Genomic DNA, 11219 nt, shown 5'->3' with positions numbered 1-11219 from the left:
TCGATCGTGTGCCTGTCGCTCGCGGCGGGCGGCGCGTTGAAGAGCGCCTGCTCGAGGCCGTGCGCGTCGAGGCGCGCGCGGATGTCCTCGGCAGCGAAGTCGTACGGGAACAGGTACTCGACGGCCTTGAAGCCGTCGTAGGCGGCAGCGGCGAAGCGTTCGAGGAACGCGTGCTCGGTGTACATCATCGAGAGGTTGGCGGCGAAGCGTGGCATGGCAGCGGGTCCGGTGAATGAATGGGGCGGGGCGCACGGCACCCCGCGTCGAATGGCGGCCGATCCAGCAGATCAGCGGTTCACGAGTTTCGCGGGCGTGAGCCACACGGCGATCGCGCCGATCACGAGCATCGCGGCGAGCACGTACATGCCGGACGCCGTGCTGTGCGTGACGTCCTTCAGGTAGCCGATCACGTACGGGCTCGCGAAACCGGCGAGGTTGCCGACCGAGTTGATGATCGCGATCCCGGCCGCGGCCGCGGAGCCTGCGAGGAACGCGGTCGGCAGCGACCAGAACAGCGGTGCGCAGGTCAGCACGCCGCCCGCCGCGAGCGACAGGCACACGATCGACACCGCTGTATTGTGCGAGTACGACGCAGCGACCGCAAACCCGACCGCACCCATCAGCGCCGGCACGATCAGGTGCCAGCGGCGTTCGCGGCGCTTGTCCGCGCTGTGGCCGAACAGGTTCATCACGACGATCGCGACGAGGAACGGAATGGCCGACAGCAGGCCGATCTGCAGCGTATCGGTGATGCCGGTCGATTTGACGAGCGTCGGCATCCAGAACGTGAGGCCGTACTGGCCCGTGACGAACGCGAAGTAGATCAGCGACATCCACCACATGCGCGGGTCGGAGAACACGGCCTTCAGCGAATGGCCGTGCTTCTGCTGTTCCTGCGGTTGCGCGGCGATCTCGTCCTCCAGCAGTTGCTTCTCGCGCTCGTCGAGCCACTTCGCGCTGCGGATGCTGTTGTCGAGATACAGGATCGTCGCGATGCCGACCAGCACGGCCGGCACGGCTTCGATCATGAACATCCATTGCCAGCCGTGGAAGCCCGAGCCGCCGTGGAAGCGCTCCATGATCCAGCCCGACAGCGGGTTGCCGAAGATGCCCGACACGGGGATCGCGGACATGAACACCGCGATGATCTTCGCGCGGCGGTGCGACGGGAACCAGTACGTGAGATACAGGATCACGCCCGGATAGAAGCCGGCTTCCGCGAGGCCGAGCAGGAAGCGCAGCACGTAGAACTGCGTCGGCGTCTTCACGAACGCGAACAGCGCGGAAAGCAGGCCCCATGTGATCATGATCCGCGCGATCCAGATACGCGCGCCGATCCGGTGCATCAGCATGTTGCTTGGCAGTTCGAACAGAAAATAGCCAAGAAAGAAAATGCCGGCGCCGAGCCCGAACACGGTTTCGCTGAACGCGAGATCCTGCGACATCTGCAGCTTCGCGAAGCCGACGTTCACGCGGTCGAGATACGCGACCACGTAGCAGAGCATCAGGAACGGCACGATGCGCCAGAATACTTTCTTGTAGGTGCGGTCGAGTTCCGCGGCATGGGCGGGCGCGGCGGGCGAGCGGCCTGCAGCCGCGTCGAGAGCAGTCATCGTCGTCTCCAAGGATGTCGTGTGCCGGCGGCGCGTACGTCGCCGGTCGTGTGTGTGCTGACGGAAGGGCCCGCGCACACGGCGGGCATGGGAATCGTTGCGCGGCGCGTCGTTACCAGCGCGCGCCGAAGCTGGTACGCAGTTCGTCGAGCGCGGCGTCGTCGAGCGGCTCGGGTTTCGGGTGCGTCATCAGCCACAGCCGTGCCGTTTCCTCGAGTTCTTCGAGCGCATACGACGCATGCGACACCGACGGCCCCCACATCACCGGGCCGAGGCGCTCGAGCAGCACGCCGCGCACCTGGTCGGCGAGCGCCGCGACTTCGGCCGCGACAGCCGGGTCGCCAGGGCGGCGGTAGCGGATCAGCGGAACGTGGCCGACCTTCATCACGTAGTACGGCGTGATCGGCGGCAGCACGTCGGTGTCGCGCCACACGCCCGCGAGCGTCAGCGCGACGAGGTGCGTCGAATGCGTGTGGACGACGCCGTTTGCTTCGGCATTGCGCGCATAGATGCCGCGATGCAGTGCGAGCGTCTTCGACGGCTTGCCGCCCGATACAGGCTGGCCGTCGAGGCCGACCTTCGCGATGTCGTTCGGGTCGAGCCGGCCGAGGCACGCGTCGGTCGGCGTGATCAGCCAGCCGTCGGCGAGGCGCGCGCTGATGTTGCCGGCGCTGCCGACCGCATGGCCGCGCGCATACAGGCTCGCGCCGACGACGCAGATCTCTTCACGCAGTTTTGCTTCGTCGCTCATCGTGCGGCTCCGTCCAGCGCGCGCAGCGCCTTGTCGAAAAAGTCCGTGGTGCCGAAGTTGCCGGATTTCAGCGCGAGGCCGAGCGGCTGCGCGTCGATGGTGGCCGTCGCCGGCACGCCGGGATCGATCTGCGCGCCGATCTGCAGCGACTTCACGTCGAGCGCCTGCACCACCGCGCCGGACGTTTCGCCGCCGGCCACGACGAACTTGCGCACGCCGAGATCGCGCAGGCCGCGGGCGATCGCCGCGAGCGTGGCTTCGACGAGATGGCCGGCCGCGTCGACGCCGAGCGCCTGCTGCACGGCCTTCACTTCGTCGGGCGTCGCGGTCGCGTAGATCAGCACGGGCTGCGGCAGATGCGAGCGCGCGAACGCGAGCGCCTGGTCGACGACGGGTTCGCCGCGCGAGGCCGCGAGCGGATCGATGCGGAAGCTCGGCCGCGTGGTGCGCCATGCGGCGACCTGCGCATTGGTGGCCTTCGACGCACTGCCGGCGAGCACGGTCGAGAGCCCTTCGATGCGCGGCAGCGACGCCGCGTTGTCGCGCTCGGGCAGTTGCTCCGCGCGGCGGAAATTCGCGGGCAGGCCGAGCGCGATGCCCGAGCCGCCGGTGACGAGCGGCAGGCCTGCGCACGCTTCGCCGAGCACGTAGAGGTCGCGATCCGACAGCGCGTCGGCGATCGCGAAGCGCACGCCTTCCGCGCGCAGTTGCTCGATCCGCGTGCGCACGGCGGCCGCGCCCAGCGTGATCGTGTCATAGCGGATCAGGCCCACCGGCGACTGCGTTTGCCGCTGCAGCACGCGCACGAGGTTCGCGTCTTTCATCGGCGTGAGCGGATGATTCTCCATCCCCGATTCGTTCAGCAGCACGTCGCCGACGAACAGGTGGCCGCGATAGATCGTGCGGCCGTTCTCCGGGAACGCCGGGCACGCGATCGTGAAGCCGCCGCCGGCCGCATCGAGCAGCGCATCGGCGACGGGGCCGATGTTGCCCGCGTCGGTCGAATCGAACGTCGAGCAGTACTTGAAGAAGAACTGGCGGCAGCCCTGCGCGCGCAGCCATTCGTAGGCAGCGAGCGATTGCGCGACGGCGTCGGCTGCGGGAATCGTGCGCGACTTCAGCGCGACGACGATCGCGTCGGCGTCGAGCGTGGTGTCTGCGGCGCCGTCGGCGGGCACGCCGATCGTCTGCACGGTGCGCATGCCGCTCTTGACGAGCATGTTCGCGAGATCGGTCGCGCCGGTGAAATCGTCGGCGATGCAGCCGAGCAGGGGACGGGAAGCGGAAGCGGTCATGGCAGAAGCGTCGTTCGAATCAGCGGGCGGGCGGCAGCGTGATGCCGGGGAAAGTCTTGATCACGGCGGAATCGTCCTCGCCGCCGTGGCCGGCACTCGACGCGCTCATGAACATCTGGTGCGCGGTGGCCGACAGCGGCAGCGGGAACTTGCTGCGGCTCGCGGTATCGAGCACGAGGCCGAGATCCTTCACGAAGATGTCGACGGCCGACAGCGGCGTGTAGTCGCCGTTCAGGATGTGCGGCACGCGGTTCTCGAACATCCACGAGTTGCCGGCGCTGTGCGTGATCACGTCGTACAGCGCATCGGCATCGACGCCTTCGCGCAGGCCGAGCGCCATCGCCTCGGCTGCCGCCGCGATGTGCACGCCGGCCAGCAGCTGGTTGATGATCTTCACTTTCGAGCCGATGCCGTGCGCGTCGCCGAGGCGATAGACCTTGCCGGCGATCGCCGCGAGCACGTCCTCGCAGCCCGCATACGCGGCGGCCGGGCCCGACGTCATCATCGTCATCTCGCCGGAGGCCGCGCGCGCGGCGCCGCCGGACACCGGCGCATCGAGCATCTGCAGGCCGGCGGCTTCGATCCGTGCGCCGAGCGCGACCGCGAATTCCGGCGCGACGGTCGCGCTTGCGATCACGACGCCGCCCGGCTTCATCGCCGCGACCGCGCCGTGCTCGCCGAACAGCACCGTTTCGGTCTGCGCGGCATTGACGACCAGCGTGACGACGACGTCGCACTGCGCGCCAAGTTCGGCCGGCGTTGCGCACGCGATGCCGCCTTCGGCGGCGAACGCCTGCAGCACGGTGTCGCGCACGTCGCATGCGTGTACGCGCAGGCCGGCGCGCAGCAGCGAGCGGGCGACGCCGAGGCCCATCGCGCCGAGGCCGATGACTCCAACATTTCGTGACATGGTCAACCTTGATCGATTCGGAAGAGGGGCGGCGCGGCCGCCGCCAGGTTCAGCAGATACCGGCTTCCGCGAGACGGCGGGCGGCGTTGTACATGTGCGTGCGTGCCGCGTTGCGTGCGGCCATCGGGTCGCGCGCGCGGATCGCGTCGGCGATCGCCGCGTGTTCCTCGCGCACCTGGCGCGAGAAGTCCTCGCGCGTCGCTTCGTTGCGCCGCGTGACCTTCACGCCGGCTTCGAGGTACTGGTTCAGGAACTGCAGCGTCTTCAGGAAATACGGGTTGCCGGTGACGGCCGCGATCGTGCGGTGGAACGCGACGTCTTCCGCGACGCCGTCGCGCCCTTCGGCCACCGCATCGTCGATCTTGCGCAGCGCATCGTCGATGTCGGCCATGTCTTCATCGGTGTGGTTCAACGCGGCTTCGGCCGCGACCTCGGCCTCGATCGCGCGGCGCACCGCGAGCAGGTGCGGCAGCGAGGTGGCCTCGACCGCTTCCGCGTAGTCGATCCGCAGCGGCCGGATCGCGCCGTGCTGGTTCACGTACACGCCGCTGCCCTGGCGCGGCTCGACCACGCCTTCGTTCTTCAGCCGCGAGATCGCTTCGCGAATCACGGTGCGGCTCACGCCGAATTCCTGGGCGAGCACGGCCTCCGTCGGCAGCTTGCCGGTGGCGGAGAAACTGCCGACTTCGATCTGCTTGAGCAGTTGCTGCGCGACATGGTCGCTCATCGCACGGGCGGGAATTTTCTCGAACATGGTGCTCTGGTTTGTCAGGTTATGTGGTCATCATACAAATTTGAAGGTGTGACAGCATCCGGGATAACCCTCGGTTAACGGCGAGCAACGTCGGTTAAATTGACTGGAACCGGTTCCAATTGAGCCGAAACCGATGCGTTCGAGTGTCGATTCGCGATCGGTTGGAAAAGGGGCGAGTGCCCGTAGCCGTCAGTCGGCGATGTCCTCGACGGGGTCCGCGGCGATGGCCGCGCCGGCTTCCGCCGCTTCACCGCCCCGTTCCCGATACGTCGCCGGCGGCACGCCGTACTGCTTGCGGAACTCGCGCCCGAGGTGCGACGCATCGGCGAACCCGCAGCTCGAAGCGATATCGGCCACCGTGCGGTCGGAACTGGTCAGCAGCCACGCGGCCGTGCGCAGCCGCACCTGCTTCGCGAACGCCTGCGGGCTCTTGCCCGTTTCGGCCTTGAACAGCCGCTCGAGCTGCCGCGTGGACAAATCGAGCTTGCTCGCGAGCTCGTCGAGCGACAGCGCGCGCCCGACATGCTGTTCCATCAGGAGAATCGCGCGCTTGACCTTCGGGTGCGTGGCCGGTTCGAGCCCCGGCGGATGCGGCTGCGGCGCATTGCCTTTCTGCATCTCGCCGACCAGCAGGATGCGCAGCGCCTTCTGCACGGTTGCGTGATCGAAGTGGCGCAGCAGGATCGCGGCGGCGACGTCGATCGACGCGCGGCCGCCCGAACAGGTGATGCGGCGCCGGTCGATCACGAACAGCCGGTCAGCGATCAAGAGATCGGGATCGGCGGCCGGAAAGCGCTCGATGAAATCCCAGTAGTGGAACCAGCTCACGCAGGTGCGGTGCCCGTCGAGCACACCCGCGCGCATCAGCGTGAACACGCCGGTGCAGATGCCGACCACCGTCGCGCCGCCCGCCGCCGCGCGGCGGATGAAGTCGAGCGTCTCGGGGCCCGCCTGCGGCCCCGAATGCAGCAGCCCGCCGACCACCACCACGTAGTCGAACGGCTCGGCCGCGTCGAAGGTTTCCCACGGCGTGATCTGGATCCCGCAGCTCGCGCGCACCGGCGCGAGGGTCTCGCCGATCACGCTCCACGCGCAGCGCACCGGCTTGCTGTAGTCGCCGTCGTCCGCCGACAGCCGCAGCATGTCGACGAAGCCCGAAAAGGCCGTCAGCGTGAAGTTCGGCAGCAGCACGATGCCGAAGCGGATACGCCGCGGTGCGGGTTCTGCGAGGGGGGAAGCGGGTACGTCAGGTGTCATCGCGGCCAATCTCTTCACGCCGGGCGGGCGGTCTCACTCAGTCTGTTGATACGGGTGATGCGGGTACGGCAGTCGGGCGCGGCCAGGCGGCGCGGATGCAACCAGCGTCGCTGATCGGTTCCGGCCCGACTTGTGGTTTTCCGTCGCCAACCATCGCTAAAACGCACTTTCGGGGCCGCCGAAGGGGGGCTTGGCGGCGGTATCCCACGCCGATGCCGTTTTTGTTCTATCGGCCGATTTTACGCTTTGATGTACTGGCGCCAACGTCATTTCACGTGTGTCCCACCCAGAGGAAGCCAGATGAACGTCAGCGTCTTCGACCTGTTCAAGATCGGCATCGGCCCGTCCAGTTCGCATACGGTCGGCCCGATGATCGCCGCGTGCCGCTTCGCGTCGCACGTGGAGGACGCGAACCTGCTCGGGTTCGTGCGCCGCGTGCGGGTCGAACTATACGGCTCGCTCGGCGCGACCGGCAAGGGCCACGGCACCGACAAGGCCGTGCTGCTCGGTCTCGAGGGCCACTTGCCCGACACGATCGATCCGGACCTGATCGAGCCGCGCCTTGCCGCGATTCGCGCGGAGAAATCGCTGTCGCTGCTCGGCAAGCAGACGGTGCGCTTCGAGGAAAAGGAGCACATCGGCTTCTACCGCAAGCTGATGAGCGGCACGAGCATCGTGCACCCGAACGGGATGCGCTTCCAGGCCTTCGACGAGCACGGCCAGCTGCTCGTCGAGAAAGAGTATTACTCGGTCGGCGGCGGCTTCGTCGTGAACCGCGACGGCGATCGCGTGAACGGCGTGCGCGCGGCGGTCGAGGTGCCGTATCCGTTCCGCACCGGCGACGACCTGATGCGCCAGTGCCGCGAGCACGGGCTGTCGATCGCCGAGCTGATGATGCGCAACGAATGCGCGCTGCGTCCCGCCGACGAAGTGCGCGCCGGGCTGCTCGCGATCTGGCGCACGATGGCCGCCTGCGTCGAGCGCGGCTGCAAGGTCGAGGGCGACCTGCCGGGCCCGATGCGCGTGAAGCGCCGCGCGGCCGAGTTGAACACCCGCCTGCGCGAGCGCTCGGAAGAGTCGCTGCGCGACCCGCTGTCGATGCTCGACTGGGTCAACCTGTATGCGATGGCCGTCAACGAGGAGAACGCGGCGGGCGGCCGTGTCGTCACCGCGCCGACCAACGGCGCGGCCGGCGTGATTCCCGCGGTGCTGCACTACTACGTGAAGTTCGTGCCGGGCTCGAACGAAGCCGGCATCGTCGAATTCCTGATGACGGCCGCGGCGATCGGGATCATCTACAAGGAAACCGCGTCGATCTCCGGTGCGGAAGTCGGGTGCCAGGGCGAAGTGGGCGTCGCGTGCTCGATGGCCGCGGCCGCGCTCGCCGCGGTGATGGGCGGCACGCCCGACCAGGTCGAGAACGCCGCCGAGATCGGCATGGAGCACAACCTCGGGATGACCTGCGACCCGGTCGGCGGGCTCGTGCAGATCCCGTGCATCGAGCGCAACGCGATGGGCGCGATCAAGGCGCTGAACGCGTCGCGCATGGCGCTCAAGGGCAATGGCCAGCACTACGTGTCGCTCGATTCGGTCATCAAGACGATGCGCGAGACGGGCGCGGACATGAAGACGAAATACAAGGAAACGTCGCGCGGCGGTCTGGCCGTGAACGTCATCGAATGCTAAACGAAGGATCACTAACATGAGCCGCTACTCGATATTCAGCCTGTTCCGCAACGGCCTCTCGTATCACGAGAACTGGGAAAAGCAGTGGAAGAGCCCGGAACCGAAGAAGGAATACGACGTCGTGATCGTCGGCGGCGGCGGCCACGGCCTCGCGACCGCGTACTACCTCGCGAAAGAGCATGGCATCACGAACGTCGCGATCCTCGAGAAGGGCTGGATCGGCGGCGGCAACACCGCGCGCAACACGACGATCGTGCGCTCGAACTATCTGTGGGACGAATCGGCCGCGCTGTACGAGAAGGCGATGAAGCTGTGGGAAGGGCTGTCGCAGGACCTGAACTACAACGTGATGTTCAGCCAGCGCGGCGTGATGAACCTGGCCCACACGCTGCAGGACGTGCGTGACACCGAGCGCCGCGTGAACGCGAACCGGCTGAACGGCGTCGACGCGGAATTCCTGACGCCCGCGCAGATCAAGGAAATCGAGCCGACCATCAACCTGAACAGCCGCTACCCGGTGCTCGGCGCATCGATCCAGCGCCGCGCCGGTGTGGCGCGTCACGACGCGGTGGCCTGGGGCTTCGCGCGCGGTGCGGATCGCGCGGGTGTCGACATCATCCAGAACTGCCAGGTGACGGGCATTCGCCGTGAAGGCGGCGCGGTGGTCGGCGTCGACACGGTGAAGGGCTTCATCAAGGCGAAGAAGGTCGCGGTGGTTGCAGCCGGCAACACGACGACGCTCGCCGACATGGCCGGCGTGCGCCTGCCGATCGAAAGCCACCCGCTGCAGGCGCTGGTGTCCGAGCCGATCAAGCCGGTCGTCAACTCGGTGATCATGTCGAACGCGGTGCACGCGTACATCAGCCAGTCCGACAAGGGCGACCTCGTGATCGGCGCCGGTATCGACCAGTACACGGGCTTCGGCCAGCGCGGCAGCTTCCACATCATCGAAAGCACGCTGCAGGCGATCGTCGAGATGTTCCCGGTGTTCTCGCGCGTACGGATGAACCGCCAGTGGGGCGGCATCGTCGACGTGTCGCCGGACGCGTGCCCGATCATCACCAAGACCGACGTGAAGGGCCTCTATTTCAACTGCGGCTGGGGCACCGGCGGTTTCAAGGCGACGCCCGGCTCGGGCTGGGTGTTCGCGCACACGATCGCCCGCGACGAACCGCATCCGCTGAACGCGCCGTTCGCGCTCGACCGCTTCTACACGGGCCACCTGATCGACGAGCACGGCGCTGCCGCCGTCGCGCACTGACCACGCATACGAGGAGAAAGAAACATGTTGCTGATCGAATGTCCGTGGTGCGGGCCGCGCGCCGAATCCGAGTTCTCGTGCGGTGGTGAAGCCGACATCGTGCGTCCGGTGGCCAACGAGAACATGACCGACCGCGAATGGGGCGAATACGTGTTCATGCGCGAGAACAAGCGCGGGCTGCACAAGGAGCAGTGGCTGCATGCGCAGGGCTGCCGCCGCTGGTTCAAGGCCACGCGCGACACGGTGACCTACGATATCAAGGGCTACGAAAAGTTCGGTGGCGACGCTGCCGGCAACGCACACGAAGAGGGCACGAGCAAATGAGCCAGAAAGACCGCCTCGGCACCGGTGGCCGCATCAATCGCGCGATTCCGTTGACCTTCACGTTCAACGGCCGCACGTATCAAGGCTTCCAGGGCGACACGCTCGCGTCCGCGCTGCTCGCGAACGGCGTGCACTTCGTCGCGCGCAGCTTCAAGTACCACCGTCCGCGCGGGATCGTGACGGCCGACGTCGCGGAACCGAATGCCGTCGTGCAGCTCGAATCGGGCCCGTACACGGTGCCGAACGCACGCGCGACCGAGATCGAGCTGTACCAGGGGCTCGTTGCGTCCAGCGTGAACGCGCAGCCGTCGCTCGAGAACGACAAGTACGCGATCAACCAGAAGCTGTCGCGCTTCCTGCCGGCCGGCTTCTACTACAAGACCTTCATGTGGCCGCGCAACATGTGGCCGAAGTACGAAGAGAAGATCCGTGAAGCGGCCGGTCTCGGCAAGGCGCCGGAAGCGCTCGACGCCGATCGCTACGACAAGTGCTACGCGCATTGCGACGTGCTCGTGGTCGGCGGTGGCCCGTCGGGTCTCGCGGCCGCGCATGCGGCGGCCACGGCCGGCGCGCGCGTGATCCTCGTCGACGATCAGCGCGAGCTCGGCGGCAGCCTGCTGTCGTGCCGCGCCGAGATCGACGCGAAGCCCGCGCTGCAGTGGGTCGAGAAGATCGAGGCCGAGCTGCGCAAGCTGCCCGACGTGACGATCCTGTCGCGCAGCACCGCGTTCGGCTACCAGGACCACAACCTCGTGACGGTCACGCAGCGCCTGACCGATCACCTGCCGGTGTCAATGCGCAAGGGCACGCGCGAGCTGCTGTGGAAGGTCCGCGCGAAGCGCGTGATCCTCGCGACCGGCGCGCACGAGCGGCCGATCGTGTTCGGCAACAACGACCTGCCGGGCGTGATGCTCGCCGGCGCGGTGTCCACCTACGTGCATCGCTTCGGCGTGCTGCCGGGCCGCAACGCGGTCGTGTTCACGAACAACGATCGCGCGTACCAGACCGCGCTCGACCTGAAGGCGTGCGGCGCGAAGGTGACGGTCGTCGATTCGCGCGCGTCGTCGAACGGCGCGCTGCCGGCCGCCGCGAAGCGGCAGGGTGTGACGGTGATGAGCGGCGCGGTCGTGACGGGCGCATCGGGCAAGTGGCGCGTATCGTCGGTCGACGTCGCGTCGCTCTCGAATGGCCAGGTGGGCGGCAAGCTGCAGACGCTGCCGTGCGACCTCGTCGCGATGTCGGGTGGCTTCAGCCCCGTGCTGCACCTGTTCGCGCAGTCGGGCGGCAAGGCCTGCTGGAACGACGAGAAGGCGTGCTTCCTGCCGGGCAAGCCCGTGCAGGCGGAGGCGAGCATTGGCGCCGCAGCCG

10 protein-coding genes and 1 pseudogene are annotated in these 11219 nt (G+C 67.5%); 4 read left to right on the top strand and 7 right to left on the bottom strand.

The window, feature by feature from the left end; all coding sequences use genetic code 11:
- The 7 genes and pseudogenes from JYJ84_RS17680 to JYJ84_RS17650 all read right to left on the bottom strand — a co-directional run.
- Positions 1-215 (bottom strand): annotated as a pseudogene (locus JYJ84_RS17680) (hydroxypyruvate isomerase); the annotation flags it as partial.
- Between the two features lie 72 nt (positions 216-287).
- Positions 288-1613 carry an MFS transporter gene (locus tag JYJ84_RS17675; protein WP_122947945.1) on the bottom strand — a complete coding sequence of 442 codons (1326 nt, stop codon included), beginning with the start codon at positions 1611-1613 and terminating at the stop codon, positions 288-290.
- Between the two features lie 112 nt (positions 1614-1725).
- Complete coding sequence (locus JYJ84_RS17670; protein WP_175223396.1) at positions 1726-2364, bottom strand: aldolase; 639 nt, start codon at positions 2362-2364, stop codon at positions 1726-1728.
- On the bottom strand, positions 2361-3659 hold the full coding sequence (gene otnK / locus JYJ84_RS17665; RefSeq protein ID WP_175223395.1) for a 3-oxo-tetronate kinase: 1299 nt from the start codon (positions 3657-3659) through the stop codon (positions 2361-2363). Before otnK ends, JYJ84_RS17670 begins: the two co-directional genes overlap by 4 nt.
- A gap of 19 nt (positions 3660-3678) precedes the next feature.
- Positions 3679-4569 carry an L-threonate dehydrogenase gene (gene ltnD / locus JYJ84_RS17660; RefSeq protein ID WP_175223394.1) on the bottom strand — a complete coding sequence of 297 codons (891 nt, stop codon included), beginning with the start codon at positions 4567-4569 and terminating at the stop codon, positions 3679-3681.
- Positions 4570-4618: 49 nt separating this feature from the next.
- The gene (locus JYJ84_RS17655; RefSeq protein WP_011354089.1) at positions 4619-5323 is read right to left on the bottom strand and encodes a FadR/GntR family transcriptional regulator; all 705 of its coding nucleotides are present in this window, start codon (positions 5321-5323) and stop codon (positions 4619-4621) included.
- Positions 5324-5512: 189 nt separating this feature from the next.
- Positions 5513-6580 carry a GlxA family transcriptional regulator gene (locus tag JYJ84_RS17650; protein WP_122947941.1) on the bottom strand — a complete coding sequence of 356 codons (1068 nt, stop codon included), beginning with the start codon at positions 6578-6580 and terminating at the stop codon, positions 5513-5515.
- 300 nt (positions 6581-6880) lie between these two features.
- Between JYJ84_RS17650 and JYJ84_RS17645 the strand changes: the two genes are divergently transcribed.
- The 4 genes from JYJ84_RS17645 to JYJ84_RS17630 all read left to right on the top strand — a co-directional run.
- Positions 6881-8266 carry an L-serine ammonia-lyase gene (locus JYJ84_RS17645; protein WP_122947940.1) on the top strand — a complete coding sequence of 462 codons (1386 nt, stop codon included), beginning with the start codon at positions 6881-6883 and terminating at the stop codon, positions 8264-8266.
- Between the two features lie 16 nt (positions 8267-8282).
- Positions 8283-9527: a sarcosine oxidase subunit beta family protein gene (locus tag JYJ84_RS17640; protein ID WP_006480591.1), complete on the top strand. Its 1245-nt coding sequence runs from the start codon at positions 8283-8285 to the stop codon at positions 9525-9527.
- A 24-nt stretch (positions 9528-9551) separates the two neighbouring features.
- Positions 9552-9851, top strand: coding sequence for a sarcosine oxidase subunit delta (locus tag JYJ84_RS17635; protein WP_122947939.1), 300 nt, complete (start codon positions 9552-9554; stop codon positions 9849-9851).
- Positions 9848-11219 (top strand): 2Fe-2S iron-sulfur cluster-binding protein (locus JYJ84_RS17630; RefSeq protein ID WP_205189327.1); only part of this gene is annotated, 1372 nt, incomplete at its 3' end. The genes JYJ84_RS17635 and JYJ84_RS17630, both read left to right, overlap by 4 nt.

This window comes from Burkholderia sp. LMG 13014 (assembly GCF_905232215.1).
Taxonomy (GTDB): domain Bacteria; phylum Pseudomonadota; class Gammaproteobacteria; order Burkholderiales; family Burkholderiaceae; genus Burkholderia.
This window is presented reverse-complemented; position numbering and strand designations above follow the sequence as displayed.

Coding starts and splice junctions, on each gene's coding strand:
- ltnD (WP_175223394.1), bottom strand. CDS start 4,569: ATGTCACGAAATGTTGGAGTCATCGGCCTCGGCGCGATGGGCCTCGGC.
- otnK (WP_175223395.1), bottom strand. CDS start 3,659: ATGACCGCTTCCGCTTCCCGTCCCCTGCTCGGCTGCATCGCCGACGAT.
- JYJ84_RS17640 (WP_006480591.1), top strand. CDS start 8,283: ATGAGCCGCTACTCGATATTCAGCCTGTTCCGCAACGGCCTCTCGTAT.
- JYJ84_RS17645 (WP_122947940.1), top strand. CDS start 6,881: ATGAACGTCAGCGTCTTCGACCTGTTCAAGATCGGCATCGGCCCGTCC.
- JYJ84_RS17670 (WP_175223396.1), bottom strand. CDS start 2,364: ATGAGCGACGAAGCAAAACTGCGTGAAGAGATCTGCGTCGTCGGCGCG.
- JYJ84_RS17650 (WP_122947941.1), bottom strand. CDS start 6,580: ATGACACCTGACGTACCCGCTTCCCCCCTCGCAGAACCCGCACCGCGG.
- JYJ84_RS17635 (WP_122947939.1), top strand. CDS start 9,552: ATGTTGCTGATCGAATGTCCGTGGTGCGGGCCGCGCGCCGAATCCGAG.
- JYJ84_RS17675 (WP_122947945.1), bottom strand. CDS start 1,613: ATGACTGCTCTCGACGCGGCTGCAGGCCGCTCGCCCGCCGCGCCCGCC.
- JYJ84_RS17655 (WP_011354089.1), bottom strand. CDS start 5,323: ATGTTCGAGAAAATTCCCGCCCGTGCGATGAGCGACCATGTCGCGCAG.